Origin of the sequence: Micromonospora cabrerizensis, assembly GCF_022230955.1 — a bacterium.
Lineage (GTDB): Bacteria > Actinomycetota > Actinomycetes > Mycobacteriales > Micromonosporaceae > Micromonospora > Micromonospora cabrerizensis.
Genome location: NZ_JAKKFI010000101.1, coordinates 1 through 22,400 on the forward strand (window position 1 = coordinate 1; position 22,400 = coordinate 22,400).

The following is a 22,400-nucleotide window of genomic DNA, read 5'->3' on the forward strand; positions in this document are numbered from 1 at the left end:
GACAGCACGGGCATCTACGCGCATACACGACTGGGCGCTGTGCCGATCCGTTCTGCCCGCGTGTCGGAGGCAACCCCGGGGGTAACCCGGGCGGCAACCCCGGAGGCAACCCGGGCGGCAATCCAGGTGGCGGCGGTGGCGGCGGCGGAGGGCTTCCCGGCCTACCGCCCAACCGGAACTGACCCGCACCGCTTCATGACGCCGCCGCCGGCCGGACGACCTGTCCCGGCCGGCGGCGGCGTTTTCGTGCCCAGATGTCCGCGCCGGGACGGGACGGACACCCCCGTCGTACGGCAGGATGCCTCTTCATGAGCACCCAGTCGACGCCCGGCATCGACGACGCCGGCACCACCGACCACCCGTCCCGCTCCGACGGGTTCGTCCGCGGCATGTCCAGCGCGATCGGCGGCCCGCTGGGCGACCACGCGACCGCACTGGACCGGCCGGCCGGCCAGGAGCGTCGCTTCTGGACCGCGGTGCGGATCGTGCTGGCGCTGGCGTGTCTCACGCTCGCGCTGCACTGGGTGCAGAAGTCTCCCTGCCAGGACGGCGCCTGGCAGAACAACGTCCAGTACACCCGGTTCTGCTACACCGACGTCCTCGCCCTCTACTACGCCGAGGGGCTCAACGAGGGCAAGGTGCCCTACCGTGACCACCCGGTCGAGTACCCGGTGCTGACCGGCTACTTCATGGGGGCGCTGGGCCTGCCGGTGCACGCCATCGGTGAGGGCGACCCGAGCATCAACCAGGGCCAGTGGTTCTACAACCTCAACGCGCTGGTGCTGGGCGCCCTCGCGGTGGCCACCGTGGCGGTGATCCTGGCCCTGCGCCGCCGACGACCCTGGGACGCCGCGTTGTTCGCGCTGGCCCCGGCGCTGGTGCTCACGGCCACCGTCAACTGGGACCTGCTCGCCATCGGGCTGGCCGCCTTCGGTCTGCTGGCCTGGGCCCGGAAACGACCGGCGGTGGCCGGTGTGCTGCTCGGGCTCGCGGGTGCGGCGAAGCTGTGGCCGCTGTTCCTGCTCGGGCCGCTCCTCGTCCTGGCGCTGCGGGCCGACCGGATCCGCGCCGCGCTCATCGCCACCGGTACGGCGATCGCTGCGGTGGTGCTGGTGAACCTGCCGGCAGCCCGGATGTACCCGGAGAACTGGGACCGGTTCTTCGAGCTGAACACCACCCGGCCGATCGACTGGGGCACGCTCTGGTACATCGGCCGCTACCTGGACGGCAAGGTCGGCAACGACCCCGGCCAACTGGGCCCGTTCGAATGGCTGAACGCCAACATCCCGACCCTCAACACCATCTCGTACGCGCTGTTCGGGTTGGCCTGTCTCGGTGTGGCCGTGCTGACGCTGCGGGCGCCGCGCCGCCCGCGGCTGGCGCAGGTCGCCTTCCTGGTGGTCGCCGCTTTCCTCATCTTCAGCAAGGTCTGGTCCCAGCAGTTCGTGCTGTGGCTGCTGCCACTCGTGGTGCTGGCCCGGCCGAAGTGGGGCGCCTTCCTGGCCTGGCAGATCGCCGAGGTCTGCTACTTCGTCGCCTTCTATGGAGAGCTGCTCGGGGCGGCGACCAGCCGGCCGGTCATCCCGGAGGGGGTCTTCGTGCTGGCCTCGACGTTCCGGCTGACCACCGTGGTGGTGCTCTGCGTGCTGGTCGTCAAGGAGATCCTGCACCCCGAGCGGGACGCGGTCCGGGCAACCTATCCGGACGACCCGGACGGTGGCGTGCTCGACGGCGCACCCGATGCCCCGTGGACAGACCGCTGGCGTCGCAAGGACACCAGTGAACCCCACCCCGAACCCATCGCCGCCACCTGACACCAGCGCGAACGCGGCCCGGACCACGTCAGGGTTTGCGGGGGAGCCCGCCCGGCGCAGGGATCAAGTCTGACCGCCCGGAGCCGGGTGGGCTCCCCCGCGAACCCGCCCTAGACCTTCACAGCCGATACACGACCGCGTCGCCGACGTCCTGCCGGCTGATGCCCAGCGACTCCACCGGCGCGTCGATGGTGATCTCCCACGGTGTGCCCACCACCTGCCCGCGCAGCAACACCACCGAGCGGACGCCGAGCGTGCGCAGGTAGTCGACGCTGGTCTGGTCGGGGAACGACTGGCTCACCCGGCGGACGTCGTCGAGCTGGCGCGGGGTGAAGCCGCTGCCACCGTTGACCACGTCGGGGAAACCGCTGGTCGACCACAACATCACGTGCTGGTCCAGGCTCTGGTTGCTCGGCAGCACCAGCAGTGGCCCCTCGGCGGAACGCATCGCCGCCGGTTGGGTCGGCACCACCGGATGCGGCGTGGTGTTCAGGCCCTCGACGGCGACCAGCAGCAGCGGCAGCAGGGTGGCCGTCCGCAGCCACGGCCCCGGCCACGACGGGATCCGCTGGGCAGTCAACTCGCGCACCCGGTCGGTGAGCGCGGTGACCGCGCCCGCCGCGAGCAGACCGAGCAACAGCGTGGTCCACAGCATCAACCGACCAGGGGTACGCAACGCGCTCCAGCCCGGCGCGTGCTCGAAGAGCGGCACGTAGGTGAAGGTGCCGTCGAAGAAGCGGGTGCCCATCGCGAAGGCCATCGTCACCAGCACCGCGGTGAGCAGCAGCAGTCGGTGCCGCAGCCGCCAGACCGAGAAGATCAGCCCACCCGCGGCCAGCGCGTAGAGCACGAACCCGGGAAGCAGCGTCATCTCCGGGTGCCACGGCAGCGCCGCGCGGGCCCCCTCGTGCAACCCACCCCAGAGCCGCGACTCGGCGGGCGCCGTCACGAACCCCGACGCCGGCGGCGAGAAGATGCTGATGTCGCCGATGGTCCGCTCGGCGTACGGGTGCAGCTCGGTCACCTTGAAGAACGGGAACGCCATCAGCAGACCCACACCGGCGAAGAACAGACCGCCGAGCAGGTCGGCGACGAACAACCGGCGACCGAACGGCACGGCCTGCCGGGTGCGCAGCCGCCGCACGTAGTAGAGGACGACGGTGACGATCACCGCGCAGGCCAGGAAGTACGCGAACGGCAGCCCGATGCCGAAACCGAGACTGAGCTGCCAGGCGGCCACCAGCCAACCGGCGTAGACCCATCCGTCGTGTCGGCGCTCGGGCCGGTAACCGTGCCGCAGTGACCAGCCGTGCCCGCGCGCCAACATCGCCAGCGCCAACGGAATCCCGCCGTTGGAGAGCACGTGCAGGTGCCCGGCCTGGGCCAGCAGCCACGGCGCGTACGCGTAACTGACGCCGGCGACGGCTGCGCCGATCCGGCCAGCCCCGAGCTGCCGGGCCAGCGCGTACGCCCCGAGCGTGGCGAGCGCGTGGGCCAGCACGAACATGATGTTGTAGCGCAGCACCGCGTCCTCGGGGCCGCTACCGAGCATCCCGGCCGGGGCGTACCCGAGCAGGGTGTCGGAGAACGCGAAGCTCCACAGCTCGGGAAAGAACGTGTTGGACTGCCACAGGCGCGCTGGCTCAGCCAGCAGGATGTGCCCGGACCAGGCCATCTGCCAGGCCTGGAGGCTCGGGTCCCAGTAGTCCTGCGGGAGCGTGTAGCGGGGATAGCGCAACGTCGGCCACGTCATGAGCACGGCCAGTGCCAACGCACCGAGGGTGGCCAGGGTCCACTCGTGGATCAGGAACCGGCCGACGGCTCGGCTCGCCCGGGTCACGATGGAGGGCCGCGGCTCCGGAGCGGAGGCGAACGCCTCCCACCGATCCGGCTCGACCGGCTTGGCCTCGTCGGTCTTGGTGTCACCGTCGGTCTTGGCCGGACCGCCGGTCTTGGCCGCTCTCCGGCCCCAACCCCACCACTTGCCCCTGCCCACTCTTGTGCCCTTGGCCGCGACGTCTTCCGAACCGCCGTCCGTGCCGGCCCTGGCCGGGGTGCCGTCCTTGGCCGGGTCGGTCGTCGTGCTGTCGGCTTTGGCGGTGCTGCTGTCCTTGGCGGTGCTGTCGGCCTTGGCCGGGGTGCTGTTCCCGGCCTTGCTGTCTTTGGCTGGGGTGCTGTCTTTGGCCGTGCTGTCGGCCTTGGCCGTGCTGTCGGCCTTGGCCGGGGTGCTGTCCTTGGCGGTGCTGTCGGCCTTGGCCGTGCTGCCTTCTTTGGCCGTCCTGCTGTTCCCGGCCTTGCTGTCACTGGTCGCGGTGCCGCCCGTGGCCGTACTGCCCTTCCGGCCGCCGCCCCCGCTGGCGGCAGCGTCCCCGGAGGTGTCCTTGGCGACGCCGCTCTTCGAGGGCTGCGGGTCGCCGCTCGCGGTGGCTCCGGTCGTGCCGTCGCTCGACCGCGGCTGGTCCGCGACAGCCCCCGCGCTCGGCGCGGTGGTCCCGGCGCTCGGCGCGGGGGTCCTGCCGGAGACGGCGTCGGAGGTGCGAGCAGGCTGGGCTGGGGTGCCCGCGGCGGATGCGGCGGCAGGTCGGCTCTCGGCATCCGTGCCGGTGGCGGTGGGCCGGGCCTTCCCGGTCCCGGGCTGTCCGGTCGTCATGCTGCCGGGCTCGCGGTGGCGAGCTGCTGACGGAGGAAGTCGATGTCGGCTGCCTGGCCCTCCACTCCGCCCGGTGTCTCGACGACCACCGGCGCCCCGGCGGCCCGGATCACCGCCACGACCAGCTCCGGATCGATCGTGCCACCGCCCAGGTTGTCGTGGCGGTCCTGGCCGGAGTTGAACGCGCCCTTGGAGTTGTTGGCGTGCACCAGGTCGATCCTTCCGGTGATCGCCTTGACCCGGTCGACGAGGCCGAGCAACTCCTCCCCGCCCGCGTACGCGTGGCAGGTGTCCAGGCAGAAGCCGACCTCGTAGTCGCCGATGGCGTCCCAGAGTCGGGCGAGCGCGTCGAGTCGGCGGGCGCACGCGTTGTCGCCGCCGGCCGTGTTCTCGATCAGGACCGGCACGCCGAAGCCGCCGGAGTCGGCCGCGTACGCGAAGGTCTTGCGCCAGTTGTCGAAGCCGACGGCCAGGTCGTCCCCGGCGTTGACGTGCCCACCGTGGACGATCAGACCCTTGGCGCCGATGGCGGTGGCCGCGTTGGCGTGCCCGAGCAGCAGCTTTCGGCTGGGAATCCGGATGCGGTTGTTGAGGGTCGCCACGTTGATGACGTACGGCGCGTGCACGTAGAGGTCAACCTCGGCCGTGCGCAGCCGCTCGGCGTCCTCCCGGGGCTTGGGTGCCTTCCATCCCTGTGGGTCGGCGAGGAAGAACTGCACGGTGTCGGCGGACCGGGCGGCCGCCTCCGCCAGCGGGTCGGTCGAATCGACGTGGGCTCCGATACGCATGCGAGCGAGCCTACGTCGCGGCCCTGACTGGCGGGTGACGCCCGGGGCGGTGTCGCGTGCGGGCGCGTCACCGGACGGACCGACGGTCGTTGATGGGATTGAACCGGCGACCAGCACCCCGGTGCCGCCAGCGGAGCAAGCCCCGCGGATGGCGACCGGAGGTCGACGGCCGACAGCGAGGTCACCTCCGCCGTGCGGCCCGGCGTGGCGGAGGGGGCCCCTCGCACAGCGATCGCCCACCGATGAAGAATCTCGGAAATTTGTGCTTTTTCCCCCGACAAGGTACGAGTGTCGTTGTATCGTCAGGTAACAACACGATAAAGCTCCGCGGGGCGTCTTCGGTCCAACCTCATCGGTGTGGTCGTTCCTCCCCAGGTCCCACCCAAGGAATGCGGACCAGACGCCCCGCGGCCTCGTAGACGGGGGTCCACCATCGGCCGGATGACGGTCGAACGGTGGGCCCCCGTCGGCCTGCCCGGGCACTGACCCGACCACCCCGGGCATGATCGTTGGGACCGGGTATCCTGGTCAGGTTGTCCGCGTCCGGTCGGGTTCCCCTGACGTGTGCGGGCAACGACACAAGACCTCCTGCCACGGAAGGACCGTGGCCGCTTAGCCCATAGGAGGTGAGCACGTCTTGCGTCACTACGAACTAATGGTCATCCTCGACTCCAGCCTCGAGGAGCGCACCGTCGCACCGTCGCTCGACACGTACCTGAACGTGATTCGGACCGCGGGTGGCTCGGTTGAGAAGACCGACGTGTGGGGCCGTCGGCGCCTCGCGTACGAGATCAACAAAAAGGCCGAGGGCATCTACGCCGTCATCGACCTGCAGGCCACGCCTGCTGCGGTGGCCGAGCTGGACCGTCAGCTCCGGCTCAACGAGTCCGTGCTGCGCACCAAGGTCATCCGACCGGAAATGCGCTAGAGCATCCAAACCCCGGTTCGTCCGGATCAGCCTCCGCGACTCTGTCGTACGGCTCTGCGAGCCTGTACGACGAGACGCTGAGTGCGCGAGGAGATGGTCATGGCAGGAGACACCACCATCACGGTCATCGGCAATCTGACCGATGACCCCGAGTTGCGGTTCACCCCCTCCGGGGCTGCGGTCGCCAAGTTCCGAGTCGCTTCGACGCCCCGCTTCATGGACAAGGCGTCGAACGAATGGAAGGACGGCGAGCCGCTGTTCCTCGCATGCACCGTCTGGCGGCAGGCCGCCGAGCACGTCGCCGAGTCGCTGCAGCGTGGCGCTCGGGTGATCGTGTCGGGCCGGCTGCGTCAGCGGTCCTACGAGACCCGCGAGGGTGAGAAGCGCACTGTCATCGAGCTCGAGGTCGACGAGATCGGCCCGTCGCTGCGCTACGCCACGGCGAAGGTGCAGAAAATGTCCCGCTCCGGCGGCAGTGGCGGCGGCTTCGGTGGCAGCAGTGGTGGTGGTGGTGGCCAGGGCGGCGGCGGAGGCAACTTCGACGACCCCTGGGCTTCGGCTGCTCCCTCTCCCGCGCGTGCCGGTTCGGGCGCCAATTTTGACGAGGAGCCACCGTTCTAATGGCGCCTAGCGCTCGCGATCGCAAACCAGGAGCACGTGCAACGGCCAAGGCTGCGGCACTGCGCAAGCCGAAGAAGAAGGTGAACCCGCTCGACAAGGACGGGATCGCCTACATCGATTACAAGGACACCGCTCTGCTGCGCAAGTTCATCTCCGATCGCGGCAAGATCCGCGCTCGTCGGGTGACCGGCGTGACCTCGCAGCAGCAGCGGCAGATCGCCCGTGCGGTCAAGAACGCCCGTGAGATGGCGCTCCTGCCCTACACGGCCACCACCCGCTGAGAGGAGGCACCGATATGAAGATCATCCTGACTCAGGAAGTGTCCGGCCTCGGTGCCCCGGGCGACATCGTCGAGGTCAAGAACGGCTACGGCCGTAACTACCTGCTGCCGCAGGGCTTCGCGATCGTCTGGACCAAGGGCGCGGAAAAGCAGGTCACGGTCATCAAGCGGGCCCGTGGGGCCCGCGAGATCCGCGACCTCGACCACGCCAACGAGGTCAAGGCTCAGCTCGAGGGTCTCAAGGTCAACCTGAAGGTCCGCGCCGGCGACGGCGGACGGCTCTTCGGCTCGGTCACCCCGGCCGAGATCGTCGACGCCGTCAAGGCCGCCAGCGGCCCGGTCCTCGATCGTCGCCGGCTGGAGGTGCCCGGTCACATCAAGTCGACCGGCGCCTACCCGGTGAAGATCAAGCTGCACCCCGAGGTGACCGCGTCGTTCAACCTGAACGTCGTTCAGGGCTGACGTCCGCAACACCACCACGAAGGCCCGCACCGAGCGATCGGTGCGGGCCTTCGTGCGTACGCCCTCTGAGCCCGACCAGGCCCTGCATTCGCGGCGCGCTCGACGCCCGCGGGCCTGCGCCGACGCTCGTCCGGTTGCCGCACTGCCCCTCAGGACAGGTCAGGCGGACGCCAGATCCGTGCCGCCCCACCCGCAGGGCAGGTCACCCGATTGGCTGGCCGGTCACCGCGCTGATCAACACCGTGGAAAGGCCACCGCCCACCACCGCGGCGGCGAGTGCGATGGTCGCCGAGCGCCACGTCGTACCCACCCGACGCAGCAGCGCCGCCACCACCAGACTGCTCACCAGCGCCAGACCGAAGCGCGGCGAGCCGGCGAGCAACGACTCCAACGCGCGCGACCGGGCCGACTCGCAGCCACCGCCGCTGATGTCCGTCACACAACCAGCAGGCGCCTGGCTGTCCAACGTCAACAGCCAAACGAAGATCAGCATCGCCGGCACCAGGTAACAGGCCGCCGTGTACAGCAACGGCCGGAAGGGCCCGCCCGGATCCGGGTCGAGCAGGTCGTCCTCCAGGCGCCGCGAGAAGGCACCGCTGGCCGCCGACTCGACCCGCTGACGCACCGACGCCGCCCCAACCGCAGGCCGGTCCGCCCGACGCCGTGGCGCCCCACCACGCGGCACAGGCGCACTGCGCGGTCGCGGAGCGGTGTAACCCACCACCGGCGACCTGGGCGCCGTCGTTGCCGGATCCATCCACCGGGGGTCGTCGTCGGCCAGCCGGGTGCCGGGCCAGAACCCCTCGTCCCGTGCCGGCCAACCCTCCGCGGCCACCGACCGGTCCGAGCGCGGCGCCAGCGTACGGTCCCACTGGTCGTCCTCGATCGCGGACCGCTCCCACTGGCCGGTGCGGTCGGACCGCTCCCAGCCACCGACGCTCTCCACCGCCGACCACTGCCCGCTCAAATCAGTGCCGTCCGCCCCGGCAGCCGGCGGCCACGCATGCACACCGGAGGCATCCCAGGGATCCACCGCGGGCGGGTACGACGGCTCGGGCTCAGCCACCCGGTCGGACCCGCGCACCCACGGGTCGGCCGCCGGACGGGACCAGGACTCCTCCGCCGCACGACGGCTACGCCGGGTGGGGCGGCTCACGTCCGGTTCGGGCGCGGGCTCGCTCGGGCCGGACTCCAGATCCCCGCCCGACCAGATCACCTGAGGACGGCCAGCGGGGGCACGGCGAGGGCGACGGTCCTGGACCGCACCGGAAACCGGCTCGTCCTCCCCGGCGTCGGCCCTTCGACGGCCCGAGTATCCCTGGTCCTGCGGACGGTCGAGCGTCCACTCCCGAGTGTGGTCCGAGTCGGGCCCGGCACCGATCGCCGCCTGGTCGCGCCAACCCAGCTCGCTGGTGCGCCGCCCTCGGCCGCTCGACGCCTCCGCAGAACGTCGGCCAGCACCGGAGGTGGGCAGCTCGCCTTCGTCCTCGTCCGGTGCGGCGTGACGCCCGCCGCCGTCAGCGTGTCGGACACCCGATTCCAACGCCCACCGGGGCAGATAGGCGTCGACGGGCTCGTCCTGGCCCCGGTCGATTGCACGCCGCCGACTGGAGGTGCGGTATCGCCCGTCCTCGTCGTACGGGTCGACCGGAACGGACGCCGCGCGTTCACCCCACGAGGCGGTCGGCTGGCGCTCGCGCGGGCTGCCATCCCCGCGTCCCCAGTCCCGGTAACTCACGGCCGGAGTGTGACCCTTCTGAACCGAAAGCGGAATCCGCTGTCCAGGTGTAGCCGTTCGCTGGAGATAGTACGGGACGATCGTGTCACAGGGCCGACCGAAATATCTTCCTCCACAGGCTGGGGAGCACGTTTTAGCAGGTCAACGCGTTATGACGAAGAATTCCCCAACAGTTATCCACAGGCTGTGCACACGCCGCGCACATGCTGTCCACCGACATCCACAGGTTGTCCCAAGGCTCGTCCACCGGCGTTGTTGAGTCTCTGACCTCGGGGTCCGTATGGTTGGCCCTCGACCGCCGGCGCGATGGCCCCCGATCGACCGGCCCGGTCGGACGGAAGTGTCGTACCCCAGCGGTAGAGCTGGGACTGGATCCGGCGCAGTGGAGGGGGGACCCGTGTCGGTCACCGACGACATGCGGGCAGAGTCACGCTCCGGCGGAGGCCAGCCACCCGCGCAGCGGGACGGCCAGTTCGACAAGACCCCGCCCCAGGACGTCGCCGCCGAGCAGTGCGTCCTCGGCGGCATGCTGCTCTCCAAGGACGCCATCGCCGACGTCGTCGAGATCCTCAAGACCAACGACTTCTACCGGCCGGTGCACGCCACCATCTTCGACATCATCCTGGACATCTACGGCCGAGGTGAGCCAGCCGACTCGATCACCGTCGCCGCGGCGCTCGCCGACTCCGGTGATCTCGTCCGCGTCGGTGGCGCGCCCTACCTGCACACCCTCATCGCCAGCGTGCCCACCGCCGCGAACGCGGCCTACTACGCGCGGATCGTCAGCGAAAGGGCGGTGCTGCGTCGCCTGGTCGAGGCCGGCACCAAGATCGTGCAGTTGGGGTACGGCACCGCCAGCGGCGGCAGCCGGGACGTGGACGACGTCGTGGACCTTGCCCAGCAGGCCGTCTACGACGTCACCGAACGCCGGGTCAGCGAGGACTTCGCGATCCTGGCCGACATGTTGCAGCCCACGCTGGACGAGATCGAGGCGGTGGGGGCGACCGGCGGCATGATGACCGGCGTTCCGACCGGCTTCAGCGACCTGGATCGGCTGCTCAACGGCCTGCACGCCGGTCAATTGATCATCGTGGCCGGCAGGCCTGGTCTGGGCAAGGCGCTCGCGCTCGACACCCCGCTGCCGACCCCGGGCGGCTGGACCACGATGGGCGAGGTCAAGGCGGGCGATCAACTTCTGGCGGCAGACGGCAGACCAACCACGGTCACACACGCCTTCGACGTCATGCACAACCGCCCCTGCTACGAGGTGGAGTTCTCCGACGGCACGGTCATCGTGGCCGACGCGGAGCACCTGTGGAAGACCACCAGCCGGGCTGGTCGGCGGCAGGAGCCGGCGCGGCGAAGGCGACACTGGCCCGAGTCGTCACTCGCCAACGTACGTGCGGCACACGAGCGGCTGAGCTCCCAACGGAATCAGCCGATCACGCTCTTCGACACGATTGAGCAGGTGGGGCCGGAGTTCCGGCATGTCCTGCACACCGTCGCCCACGAGGTCGGGTCGGTTGGCCGGATCAGCCGTCCCGTCGTCCGCAACGGCAAGCCGCGGAACTGGACCGCGCCCGGCTATCCGGCCGGTCCGCTTCTGAGCGCGCTCCTTGAACGAGCCGAGCGGGAGGTCAACGCCGGCAGCCGGGCCGACCACGACGGCGTCGTCACCACTGCCGAGATCGCGGCCACGCTGCGTACCGACACCGCCCAGCGGCGGCTCAACCATGCCGTACGGAACTGCGCTCCCATCCAACTCCCGGACCGTGAGCTGCTGGTACCGCCCTACACCTTGGGGGCGTGGCTCGGTGACGGGCACAGCGACGCCAGCCGCTTCACCACCGCCGATCCGGAGATGGTCACGCACGTCGAGGCGGACGGCTTCGTCGTGCGGCCCAGCGGGCCGATGCTCTACACCATTCTGCTGCAGCCCACGTCCGCTGCTCCGCGGAACGGTTTCTGCGCGGACTGTGGCGCTTCCACCAGGGCGTTGCGTGAGAATCCAGCGACCAGGAAGTGTGTCGACTGCCGGCACCGGAACGGTTCCTTCCTCGGACTGTTGCGTCAGGTCGGGGTGGCGGGAAACAAGCACATCCCGGGCGCATATCTGCGCGCCTCGGAGGCTCAGCGCAGGGCGCTGCTCGCTGGGCTGATGGACACCGATGGGACCGTCGCCCCGTCCGGCAACCTCCAGTACACGTCGACCTCGAAGCGGCTGGCCGATGACGTACGCGAACTCGTCGTCAGCCTCGGCTACCGCTGCACGGTCAACGCGAAGCCGGTGCGCGGCCGCACCAGCGAGTCGTCGATCGCGTACACCTTGAACTTCTCCACGCCGGACGTGATCTTCCGGCTCGGGCGCAAGCAGGATGCACACGCCGCACGCCGCCGCACCACGTCCGACGTGCGAACGACCTCGCGGTTCATCGTCGACGTCCGGCCGGTCCCCAGCGTTCCGGTGCGGTGTGTGACGGTCGACAACGACGAACATCTGTACCTGGCCAGCCGGGCGATGATCCCTACCCACAACAGCACCGCCAGCATGGACTTTGCCCGAAATGCTGCGATTCGCGCCAACCAGGCTGCCGCGATCTTCTCGCTGGAAATGAGCAAGGTCGAGATCGTCATGCGACTGCTCTCCGCCGAGGCGCGGGTGCCGCTGCACGTGTTGCGCAGCGGGCAGCTCTCCGACGACGACTGGACCAAGCTGGCCCGGTGCATGGGCGAGATCAGCGAGGCGCCGCTCTTCGTCGACGACACGCCGAGCATGAACCTGATGGAGATCCGGGCCAAGGCTCGACGGCTCAAGCAGCGGCACGACCTCAAGATGATCGTGGTCGACTATCTCCAGCTGATGACGTCGCCCAAGCGCACCGAGAGCCGCCAGCAGGAGGTCGCCGACCTGTCCCGTGGCCTCAAGCTGTTGGCCAAGGAGGTCGAGTGCCCGGTCATCGCGGTCAGTCAGCTGAACCGTGGTCCCGAGCAGCGCACGGACAAGCGACCCCAGTTGTCCGATCTGCGGGAAAGTGGATCAATTGAGCAGGATGCCGACGTTGTCATCCTGCTGCACCGTGACGACTACTACGACAAGGAGTCGCCGCGGGCCGGCGAGGCGGATTTCATAATTGCCAAGCATCGAAATGGACCAACCGACACCGTGACGGTGGCAGCGCAACTGCACCTGTCCCGCTTCGTGGACATGGCCATCGGCTGACCGGTGCGACAACCAGCCGTCAGCCGAGCAGCGGGAACCAGCCCGCCGACTCGCCCAACTCCAGCCGGTCCCGCTCGGTGAGCGGCACGCGCCCGGTGGCCTTCAGCAGGAAGTCGTGGTCGTCCCAGGCGGTGGGGCGGACGGTGTCGTCACTGAGCAGACCGTCCATGGTCGCCACCGCGACTCGTACCGCCAGTGGGCCGGGCGGCGGCGCGGTGGGCAGGTCCACGGTCAGGTCCAGGTGATGCACGACGGCCTCGGTGGTCAGGGTCGCGAGGAAGTCCGGTACGCGCAGCACGTGCCCCTGCGTGGTCACGTACCCCTCGGGGTCGGCTGACGCTGCGGCGCGGACCGCCGCCGGGGCGGTCTCCCGCCAGAGGCGGACGATTCCGGTCGGGCGGTCGAAGGCGGCGGCCGATCGGCGGACCCACCAGGCATGCCTGGCGGCGTTCTCGTCATCGCCGGGAAAGTCGCGCCAGTAGCTCACGTCGTCGGTGTCGGCGGGGCCGTCGACGGGGCTGGCCAGTGCGACCAGTGCCCGCTGGGCGTCGCCGAGCACGTGCAGCAGCAGGTCGGCGACGAGCCAGCCCTGGCAGCGGGTGGTTCGTTGCAGGCCGGCGTCGTCCAGGTCGTCGACAGTCGTGGTGATCCCGTCGTACGCCTGGGCCAGCGCCTCGTCGGGTCGGATCACGGTCATGCGAATCAGCCTCGCACGGGCCATCGCGCCCGCCAACCATCAACGGGGCGGGCGATGTGCCCGGGCCGACGCATCGATCGACCCGGGCGGAACGTCGGCTCCGGCTCAGCCGAACATGTCGTCGAGGAAGCCCTTGCGCTTCTTCTGCCGGTAGTGCCCGTGGTAGCCGTGGTGCTGTTGCTGCTGCTGGTGGCCGTACGCCGGCTGCGGCGGATAGCCGTGGGCGGGCGGGGGCGGCGGCGGGACGGCACCGTAACCGGGCTGGTGCGGGGGCGGCGGCGGGGGCGGGTAGCCGGCCGGCTGGTGGGCGGGCTGCGGTGGCGCGCCGCCGCCCTGTTGGCGGCTCCAGTTGGCCTCCGCCTCGAACAGCTTCTCCAGCTCGCCGCGGTCCAGGAAGATGCCGCGGCACTCCCCGCACTGGTCGATGTTGACGCCGCTGCGCTCGTACTGGCGCATTTCTCCGTGACACTTGGGGCAGGTGAGACTACTCATCGCCCGACGGTACCTGCTGGACCTATGCAGTTGCTGTGAGCGCCTCGGTGACTTCCTCGTCGGACACCTCGTGGAAGTCGTCGTAGTAGACACTCACCGCGCCGAAGTCTGCGGGGCGTTGGGCACAGATGACCTGGTCCGCCTCGGCGGCGAGAAGTTCGTAGGCTTCCTGCGCGCCGACCGGCACCGCGACCACGACGCGGTGTGCCCCCAGTTGGCGGACGACCTCCACGGCGGCGCGGGCGGTCGCGCCGGTGGCGAGGCCGTCGTCGACGATCACCGCTGTACGCCCGGTGAGGTCCAGTTGGGCTCGACCGCCCCGGTAGAGGCGTTCGCGGCGTTCCAGTTCGGCCTGTTCCCGTCGGGTGACCTCGGCGATGTCGTCGCTGCTGAGTCGGCTGGCCACCGCGTCGTTGAGCACCTGGACACCGCCCGGCCCGAGTGCGCCGAAGGCGACCTCCCGGGCCCACGGCATGCCGAGCTTGCGGACGACCAGCACGTCCAGTGGTGCGCCGAGGCGTTCGGCGACGACCCGGGCGACCGGCACGCCACCCCGGACGAGGCCGAGGACGACGACGTCGGGTTCGCCGATCAGTGCGGTGAGCCGGTCGGAGAGCACCCGGCCGGCGTCGGCCCGGTCGCGGTACGTCGTCATGTCTTCAGGTCTACGCCCTGATCCGCCGTCCCGCTCGGCAGTTACGCGGAAGTGGTCCGACCGGACAGGTGGTCGGGGACCGGGGTGGACGGCGTGTCGACCGGGCGGTGCAGGGCAGGTGCCCAGGTGAGCAGGGTGAGCGGGTACAGCAGGTAGCCGAAGCGGGTCGAGGGCATCAGGGCGATGGCGACGAGTAGCCCGTACCCACAGATGAGCGCGGTGGCGACGGCGGTGCGGGGCGGGCGGCGGGCGAGTCGGACGGCGATGGCCACTCCGGCCGCGACCAGCAGTGCGGCGGCGATCAGCCGGCCGGCGGGCAGTGCGGTGGCGATCAGGTATCCGGGGAACGGGGACTGCGCGGGGCTGGTGACCAGGCCGTGGCCGAGGGGGAAGCGCAGCACGTTCTCCGTCAGCGCGTCCCGGTCGACCAGCATGGCGGGCAGGAGGGCGGCGATGGGCAGGCCGATCGCGCCGGCGGCGACGCGCGTGCCGGCGCGCCGGGTCAGCCCCCAGACGATCAGGACCAGGGCGACCGGCCAGGCGAACAGTTTCAGCGCGCCGGCCAGCCCGACCGCGAGGCCGGCCCGGCCGGGTCGATCGGCGGCGGCGAGCGCGAGGGCCAGCAGGCAGAGCGCGAGTACGGGCAGGTCGTCGCCGCCGGTGGCGAGGGTGAGGGCGCAGATCGGCAGTACGGTGGCGGCCTGCACGCCGCGCAGCAACGCGGCGTCCCGTCGGTGGCCGGTGTCGACCTGGTCGGTGGTGGTCGGTGTTCTGCGCAGGGCGGCCACGGCCAGGGTGAGCGCGAGTGCGGTGCCCAGCGCGAACCAGACCCGGGAGTCGGTCCACCAGGTGTCGGCCAGGGCTCTGGGCAGGCCGAACATGGCCATGCCGGGCTGGTACGGGGTGTAGCCCATCAGTTGCTCGCCGGGTGGCAGGGCGGCTATCGCGTCGGGCCCGAGGTATGGCGTGCCGTGTTCCAGGAGGCGGGTGCCGGCCTGCTCCACGACCAGCACCTCCTCCTGGGCCCGGTCGGTGCGTCCGCCGGCCCGGTCGATGCTCTGCCAGAGCAGGGGCAGCAGTGCGGTGCCCATCCAGGCGAGACCGGTGACCGCCCAGCGGGCTGGCAGCCCGACCAGGCGCGAGGTCGGGGAGCGCCGACGCAGCAGGAGTTGGGTGAGCGCGACCAGCGTGGCGACCAGGTACCCGACGGCGGCGACCGCGCCCCATGCCCGGTGTGGCAGCAGGGTCGACGTGACCGCGGTGATCGCGGCGAAGATGGCTGAGGCGGCATAGAGGCCGAGGTCGAGGGCGAGTCCGCCGGCGGCGGTGTCGAGCGTCCGCCAGTGCCAGCGGCGGGCGGTCGGGTCGTCGGCGATCACGGCGCCAGTCTGGCAGACCGGCCTGCGTCGGTAGCCGGCCGATGCTGGCTCAGGCGGGTAGGTGCGAGAGACGGTCGGGGCGGCCGATGCTGGCTCAGGCGGGTAGGTGCGGGAGACGGTCGGGGCGGCCGATGCTGGCTCAGGCGGGTAGGTGCGGGAGGCGGTCGGGGCGGGAACGGCCGGCCTGGCGGCGGTTCTGGCTCAGCCGGATCACCGCGCCGGCGTCGTGCAGTGGCGCGGCCAGGGCGCCGGGGCGGCCGCCCGAACCGCGCTGCATGGCCGCGAGCAGGGTGCCGGCCGGCATCGGCCGGGCGAACAGGTGCCCCTGGCCGGCGACGCAGCCCAACTCCCACAGGGCCCGGCGCTGCGGCTCGCTCTCCACCCCCTCGGCCACGACGTCCAGGTTGAGGGTGCGGCCCAGGTCGAGGGTGGAGCGGATGACGGCGGCCGCCTCCGCCGAGCTTTCCATCGTCGTCACGAAGCTTCGGTCGATCTTCAGCTCGTGGACGGGGATTCGGGAGAGCAGCGAGAGCGACGAGTAGCCGGTGCCGAAGTCGTCGAGTGCCAACCGGACACCCTCGTCGCGGAGCCGGCTGAGCACCCGGTCGACGACGTCGAGCTGGCTGAGGGTCAGCGTCTCGGTCAGCTCCAGCACCAGCCGGTCCGGTGGCAGATCGTGGGCGCGCAAACGGGCCAGGACCGACCCCGGGAACCGTGCGTCGAGCAGGCTGCGCGGGGACACGTTGACCGCGACGGGTACGTCGAAGCCGGCGTCGCGCCAGTTGGCCGCCGCGATCAGTGCCTGGTCGAGGATCGCCTCGGCGAAGGCCGGCAGCAGGCCCGAACGCTCGACGGCCTCCAGGAAGCGCAGCGGGTCGATCATGCCGTGGGTGGGGTGGTGCCAGCGGGCCAGCGCCTCGGCGCTGGTCACCTCGCCGGTGCCCAGGTCGACGATCGGTTGGAAGTTGACGACGAACTCGTGGTCGGCGACCGCCCGTGGCAGGTCGCCACCGAGGGTGAGGCGACCCAGGTCGGCGGTGTCCCGGGTCGGGGCGTACGTGGCGGTCCGCTGCCCGGCTCGCTTGGCCTGGTACATGGCGACGTCGGCGCGGCGCAGCAACTCGGCCATGCCACCGCTGGGCGGGGCGACGGAGATCCCGCCGCTGGCCTCGACGCTGATCCTCATGCCGTCCAGCTCGAACGGCTCGTGCAGGGCGGCGAGCAGCGTCTCGGCCCGGTGCGCGGCGACCGCCGGGGCCGGCAACCCGCGCAGGAGTACGGCGAACTCGTCGCCGCCGAGGCGGGCCACCAGGTCACTCGCCTGGGCCGCACCGCGTAGCCGGTCGGCGACCTGCACCAGCACCTGGTCGCCGGCGGCGTGCCCCAGCGTGTCGTTGACCTCCTTGAAGTGGTTGAGGTCGATCAGCACCAGCGCGGTCACCCCGTCGGCGTGGCGGGCGCTCAGCTGCTCGGTGCCCTCGTCCAGGAGGTGTCGGCGGTTGGCCAGGCCGGTCAGCGCGTCGTGCGCGGCGGCGTACGCGTGTTCGTCGGCCACCCGGGCCAGCTCGGCGTACGCCTGGGCGTTGCGGACGGCCGTGCAGAGTGCGGAGGCGAAGGTGCGCAGGGTGTACTGCTCCCGCTCGGAGAGCTGCACCGGGCCGCGGAAGCGCAGTCGAAGTATGCCGACGTCGACCGTCCGGTCGTGCCCTTCGAGCGGCGTGGGGACGACGGTGCCGTCCACGTCGGTGGGCGTGCCGGTCGGGCCGTCGAACGTGATGCCGCCGGTGCCACCGCGGACGGTGCGACCGCCGAGGCGCAGCTCGATCTCGACCTCGTCGGCGGAGAACAATTCGGCGGCCTGGGTGACGGCCGTGGTGAGGACGGTGTCCAGGTCGACCACGTTGAGCGCGTCGGTGGTGCGGGCGAGCCGCTGCCACGCCTGCTGTTCGGTGCGGCCGCGGATGCGCGCGGCGTAGGCGAGGTGGAGGCTCAACATCAGGGGTGGAACGGCAAGGAGTAGTCGCGGATCCTCCCGGAGGATGAGCAACGTGCAGACGGCCACGATGAATCGCACGCCGAAGCCGGCCAGCCGCAGGTCCAGGTTGTTGAGGAACTGGCGGGACACTCGCGTGCCCGTGGCGAGCGCGATCACCGGGATCGCCAGGAGATCATCGAGCAGTGCCGCCACCAGGTAGATCGCCCCGAGCAGGGTGGCCAGCTCTATGACGCCAGCCGGAGGCCACTGCCAGTGGACGGCCAGTGTGGTGGCGCCCGCTCCACCTGCCACCAGGATGTTCTTGCTGACGCCGAACGCTGCCTTGATGGGCGGCAGCTTCATGATGACTGACGCGATGCCGACGCCGGCCCCGGTCGCCAGTACCACCCAGGAGGGTGGTGCGACGGCAAGGCCGATCACGATCGCCGTCTCGACCCAGGTGATGGCATGGGTGGTTGAGCGGATGCGGATGGGTGCCATGACGATCGTGCCGAGGGCCGTCATGAAGGTCAGTGCGACGAAGGTCGCCGCGTCGCCGACTGAGACGGGCGGGTGGGTCAACACGTCCGCGCCAGCGACGACCGTAGGAGCGATTGCCAATACGACGACGAATCCGACGAGCAGGATGAGCTGCCGGTCCGTCCTGGAACTCTGCGGTGACACCCGGCCCATGAAGCTCCTGTCGTCGCCGACAGTTACGTGCTGACGACGGGAGCATACCGCTGAGTGTCGCTCGAATGTCACATCCAGTCGCTGCCGCGCATGACTACCTCCCCGGAGGCTCAGGCATTAATGGCAACTCGTGGATTGGCCATTAACGCACCGGCTTGCTGACGGGGATAGCGTAAAGGAGATATGGTCCGTTAGGACCCGCCATATGTCGGTATGCGCAATATTAGTCAACTAGGAGACGGTTTGTGACGTTCTGTCCGCACTCCTGAGCGCACCGTCGAGGTTCGCTGCCTTTCTTCGAGAGCGTCGCCGTCTGCGGCAGGTCGAATCTGACGGGTCAAGCCGTCCTATCCTCTCAAGTTTGTCGGCTCTCGAACCACCGCCCATCTGGAGTTCAGACGGAGCGACGACTGGTTGGGCAGGCTGTTCGCCTGAAATGCCGGAGGCGCAATCAATGGCCGAACGACCGGTAAGGAGGGGTGCGCATCCTGCACCTCTCCCTCGGACAAGAAGGCAGCAACATGCAGCAGGCATCCTGCGCGCCAGGACTACCCGGCTGGCCCTTGCTTGGTGGTGGCCCGCCGCCGCTCGTCCGCGCCCATTGGCGTCGACCCGTTACGTTGGGTGCCCGTAAGCTTTGACGCGTGTTCGCCTGAATAGCCCCCTCTGGACCAGGGGAACGAGTGGAGATTCGACTTCTGGGCGGCCTCTCGGTGCAACTGCCCCCTCGCAAACTGCACCTTGGCACGCCTAAACAGCAGGCCGTTTTCGCGATGCTGGCCGTCCAGCCGGGTCAACTGGTGAGCCTGAACGACCTGGTTGACGAGTTGTGGCCGGACTGCCCGCCGCGCTCTGCGGTGGCGAATGTGCGTACCTACGCCGCCAATCTGCGTCGGACCTTCGAGGCTTTCGAGACCGGTCGGGGCGCCATCATCAGACAGCAACCCGGTTACCGGCTCACCGTGGGACCGGAGTTTATCGACGTGTTCCGTTTCGAGATGGAGCGCGCGGCGGGCCGGGAAGCTCTTATGGCCGGTCAACTGGACCGGGCCCTGGTTCTGCTGGAATCCGCCGTGGGGCGGTGGCAGGGGGCGATGCTCGCCGGCATTCCACTCGGGCCCGCGCTCAGTGCACGGGTGGTGGCCGCCGAAGAGGAGCGCCTGTTGGCCGTGGAACTCCTCGCCGACGTCCAGCTGAGATCGGGGCGGGACGACCTGGCGATCCGGCTGCTGCGGGAGGTCATCCTCCGTCATCCCCTCCGGGAACCTGCCTGTGCCCTCCTCGTCCGGGCGCTGCACGAGCGTGGCGACCACGCAGGCGCGCTCGTCGCCTATGACGAGATCCGGACGAGACTGTCCGCCGAGCTCGGCGTCGTCCCGGGTCCTGATCTTCAGGCCCTCTTCCACACGATCGCCACGATGGCTCCGTCCCGGCTCCCGGCGGACGGCGTCAGACGTCTGCCGGCTGGCCGGACCGCGCACCCTGTACCGAACGCCCGGCGCCCGGCAGCTGTCCCGACCCTCGAACGGACACGACGGCCAGACCCGGTCGATCACCTTCCCCGAGCGGTAACCGACTTCGTCGGCAGGGAGGGCGTGGTGGCGCGGCTGCTAGCGGAGACTCGCAGGGTCGAGGAACGAGTGCCAGCTGTGCACATGATCGACGGTATGCCGGGCAGCGGCAAGACGACCCTCGCGGTGCATCTGGCCCGACGGCTGTCCGATCGATACCCGGAGGCCGCGCTCTTCATCGACCTGGGTGGGCACGGCGACAAGAACCGGCTGGAGCCGGCAGCCGCACTGATCACCCTGCTTCGGCAGCTCGGCGTGCCGGCCGACGAGGTTCCGGTCGATCTCGATGCCAGGGTGGAGCTGTGGCGTCGGGAACTGGCCAGCAGGAAGTCGGTGATCGTCCTCGACAACGCCGCGAGCAGCGAACAGATCGTCCCTCTGCTGCCGACCGAACCGAGCACCGTCGTGCTGGTGACGTCGCGGCGACGACTCACCCACCCGGACGTCGGGCCTTCGCAGACCCTGTCGGTCCTGACGACTCAGGAGAGCGTGGATCTCCTGGCCTTCAGCGTCGGGCGGGACCGTGTCGAGGCCGAGCCGGAGGCGGCTGTCGAGGTGGTTCGGCGATGCGGTCGCCTCCCACTGGCGATCCGGTTGGCTGGTGCCCGGCTGGCTCACCGACGCGGTTGGCGGCTGGCGGACCTCGCCGAGCAGATGGCGGGAACCACCGCAGGGCTACGACACCTGGCTGACGAAGAGAGCACGGTCACGGGTGCCTTCGCCGCCTCCTACCAGCCTCTCCCCGAATCGATCAGGCGGGTCTTCCGCTTCCTGGGCCTCTATCCCGGGAGTCGTTTCGGCCCGGCGGCCGTCGCCGCGCTGACCGGCCTGACCGTTGCGGAGGCTCGCGCGGCGCTCGACGACCTCGTCGACCGGAATCTGGTGGAGGACCTGGACTCGACCGGCTATCGACTGCACGACCTCATGCGTCAGTACTCCGTCGACCTGTGCTCGCGCGTCGACTCCCTGAGCGACCGGAGGGCTGGGCTGGCCCACCTGTTCGACTTCACTCTCCAGGTGGCGCTGAAGGTCGCCAGGACGCTGGAACCTGATGACATGGGCCTTCGCGTCACGCACCTCCCGTTCGAGCGACCCGAGTTGGTCGAGGAGGTCGGGGAGCCCACGACCGACTGGTTCGAGGTGGAGCGAACGGAGCTGGTGACGATGGTGTTGTCAGCGTCCGAATCGGGCTTCCACGGGCACTCGTGGCGGCTGGCCCGTGCGCTCTGGCGGTTCTGCTACATCCGCGGTTACTTCGAGGACATCATGGTGACCCACCGTTCCGCACTGGCTGCGGCGGAAGCAACCGGGGACATCGACGCGATGGCTTTGATGAACAACTACCTCGCCTCCGCGTACGTCCGGACCGGCGACAATCGCGCGGCGCTCAGCCACCTGACCCGTGCCGTCGCCCTCGCCAGGGACTCGCGGGACGTGCTGAACACCGCGCGGTACAGCGCCAATCTCGCAGCTGTCTACTGGTGGAGCGGCAACCTGACCGAAGCGGTGGCGGTCGGCTTCGAGTGCCTGCGTGACTACAAGGGCTACGGCAATGTGCGGACGCCCATGGTGCTGCCGAACCTGGGCATTGCGCTGACGTCTCTGGGCCGCTACGAGGAGGCGTTGCGGATGCACCGTCTGCACCTCGCGTGGGCCCGGACGCACTCGGACGAGTTCCACGTGCTCAACGCTCTCAGTCACATCGGCGCGGTGCGGGTTCGTATGGGTGATCTTCCACAGGCGATCCGGATCCTGACGGCGTCACTGGCGCTGCGCGAGCGCACCGGCCACCGGTACGCCGAGGCCGAGGTGCGCAACGACCTCGGGATCGCCTACCGCGGTCTGGGCCGTCTCAGCGAGGCCCAGCAGGAGCACGAAACAGCCCGGGAGCTGTCGATCGGGTCGGGAGAACGGCACGTCGAGGCGGCGGCGCTGAACGAACTCGGCCGCACGCTGCTGGCGCAGGGACGAGGTGGCGAGGCGTTCGAGAGGCACCAGGAGGCGCTGCGGTTGGCGACTCGGATCGCGCACCCACACGAGCAGGGACGGGCTCTGGCCGGGCTTGCCGAACACTTCGTCCGCGTCGACCCGGTCGAGGCCCGACGGCACTGGGAGCGGGCGTTGGCGATCTTCCGGCGGATGGGCGTGCCGGAGCGCTTCGAGGTCGAACGCCGTCTCGCCGAGTTGGCTGACGCAACCCTGCCCGCGAGGCGCTGAGCTGCGTCAACGGCCTTTATCGATTTCTTATCGCCGGGCCCGGTAGTTTCTCGGCCGTATCGGCGAACGGGGGAGGTTCTGCCCCTGGGCAGAACCGGGTCGTCGACACGCACCCGCTGCCGGGTCCCCCCAGCGACCTCGGCGGCGGGTCGGTGAGGAAGGAGCGGTGTCCGACCGGTGCGCCGTCAGCACCCGGCGCAGCGGTCAACGCGACACCGCT

Annotated in this window: 15 protein-coding genes; 7 read left to right on the forward strand and 8 right to left on the reverse strand. The window is 70.1% G+C overall.

The window, feature by feature from the left end:
• The first annotated feature begins 308 nt into the window (after positions 1–308).
• Positions 309–1,814: a glycosyltransferase family 87 protein gene (locus LADH09A_RS26770; RefSeq protein ID WP_238648383.1), complete on the forward strand. Its 1,506-nt coding sequence runs from the start codon at positions 309–311 to the stop codon at positions 1,812–1,814.
• Between the two features lie 118 nt (positions 1,815–1,932).
• Here the strand turns inward: LADH09A_RS26770 and LADH09A_RS26775 are convergent, their stop codons facing one another.
• Positions 1,933–4,464 (reverse strand): hypothetical protein, encoded by a 2,532-nt coding sequence (locus LADH09A_RS26775; protein ID WP_238648384.1) that lies wholly within the window; start codon positions 4,462–4,464, stop codon positions 1,933–1,935.
• The gene (locus LADH09A_RS26780) at positions 4,461–5,252 is read right to left on the reverse strand and encodes a deoxyribonuclease IV (protein WP_238648385.1); all 792 of its coding nucleotides are present in this window, start codon (positions 5,250–5,252) and stop codon (positions 4,461–4,463) included. The genes LADH09A_RS26775 and LADH09A_RS26780 overlap by 4 nt, the downstream gene beginning before the upstream one ends.
• Before the next feature lie 637 nt (positions 5,253–5,889).
• Here LADH09A_RS26780 and rpsF point away from each other — a divergent pair.
• The 4 genes from rpsF to rplI all read left to right on the forward strand — a co-directional run bounded on the left by rpsF (position 5,890) and on the right by rplI (position 7,543).
• Positions 5,890–6,180 (forward strand): 30S ribosomal protein S6, encoded by a 291-nt coding sequence (rpsF, locus tag LADH09A_RS26785; protein WP_036391391.1) that lies wholly within the window; start codon positions 5,890–5,892, stop codon positions 6,178–6,180.
• A gap of 81 nt (positions 6,181–6,261) precedes the next feature.
• Complete coding sequence (locus tag LADH09A_RS26790) at positions 6,262–6,801, forward strand: single-stranded DNA-binding protein (protein WP_238648386.1); 540 nt, start codon at positions 6,262–6,264, stop codon at positions 6,799–6,801.
• Complete coding sequence (rpsR, locus tag LADH09A_RS26795; RefSeq protein WP_051723758.1) at positions 6,801–7,082, forward strand: 30S ribosomal protein S18; 282 nt, start codon at positions 6,801–6,803, stop codon at positions 7,080–7,082. The genes LADH09A_RS26790 and rpsR overlap by 1 nt, the downstream gene beginning before the upstream one ends.
• A 14-nt stretch (positions 7,083–7,096) precedes the next feature.
• Positions 7,097–7,543 carry a 50S ribosomal protein L9 gene (gene rplI / locus LADH09A_RS26800; protein WP_124816622.1) on the forward strand — a complete coding sequence of 149 codons (447 nt, stop codon included), beginning with the start codon at positions 7,097–7,099 and terminating at the stop codon, positions 7,541–7,543.
• Positions 7,544–7,745: 202 nt separating this feature from the next.
• Here the strand turns inward: rplI and LADH09A_RS26805 are convergent, their stop codons facing one another.
• Positions 7,746–9,281 (reverse strand): hypothetical protein, encoded by a 1,536-nt coding sequence (locus LADH09A_RS26805; protein WP_238648388.1) that lies wholly within the window; start codon positions 9,279–9,281, stop codon positions 7,746–7,748.
• Between the two features lie 382 nt (positions 9,282–9,663).
• On the opposite strand from LADH09A_RS26805, the gene dnaB reads away from it, so the two are divergent.
• Positions 9,664–12,501 (forward strand): replicative DNA helicase, encoded by a 2,838-nt coding sequence (dnaB, locus tag LADH09A_RS26810; RefSeq protein WP_238648469.1) that lies wholly within the window; start codon positions 9,664–9,666, stop codon positions 12,499–12,501.
• Between the two features lie 19 nt (positions 12,502–12,520).
• On the opposite strand, the gene LADH09A_RS26815 is transcribed toward dnaB, so the two are convergent.
• From LADH09A_RS26815 to LADH09A_RS26835, 5 genes are all read right to left on the reverse strand, one after another.
• Positions 12,521–13,198: a maleylpyruvate isomerase N-terminal domain-containing protein gene (locus LADH09A_RS26815; RefSeq protein ID WP_238648389.1), complete on the reverse strand. Its 678-nt coding sequence runs from the start codon at positions 13,196–13,198 to the stop codon at positions 12,521–12,523.
• A gap of 105 nt (positions 13,199–13,303) precedes the next feature.
• Positions 13,304–13,690 (reverse strand): TFIIB-type zinc ribbon-containing protein, encoded by a 387-nt coding sequence (locus tag LADH09A_RS26820; RefSeq protein WP_238648391.1) that lies wholly within the window; start codon positions 13,688–13,690, stop codon positions 13,304–13,306.
• A gap of 22 nt (positions 13,691–13,712) precedes the next feature.
• Positions 13,713–14,345: a phosphoribosyltransferase gene (locus LADH09A_RS26825; protein ID WP_238648392.1), complete on the reverse strand. Its 633-nt coding sequence runs from the start codon at positions 14,343–14,345 to the stop codon at positions 13,713–13,715.
• 41 nt (positions 14,346–14,386) lie between these two features.
• On the reverse strand, positions 14,387–15,724 hold the full coding sequence (locus LADH09A_RS26830; RefSeq protein WP_238648394.1) for a glycosyltransferase 87 family protein: 1,338 nt from the start codon (positions 15,722–15,724) through the stop codon (positions 14,387–14,389).
• Positions 15,725–15,863: 139 nt separating this feature from the next.
• Positions 15,864–18,392: a putative bifunctional diguanylate cyclase/phosphodiesterase gene (locus LADH09A_RS26835; RefSeq protein WP_238648395.1), complete on the reverse strand. Its 2,529-nt coding sequence runs from the start codon at positions 18,390–18,392 to the stop codon at positions 15,864–15,866.
• A 683-nt stretch (positions 18,393–19,075) separates the two neighbouring features.
• Between LADH09A_RS26835 and LADH09A_RS26840 the strand changes: the two genes are divergently transcribed.
• On the forward strand, positions 19,076–22,180 hold the full coding sequence (locus LADH09A_RS26840; RefSeq protein ID WP_238648396.1) for an AfsR/SARP family transcriptional regulator: 3,105 nt from the start codon (positions 19,076–19,078) through the stop codon (positions 22,178–22,180).
• Positions 22,181–22,400: the final 220 nt, after the last annotated feature.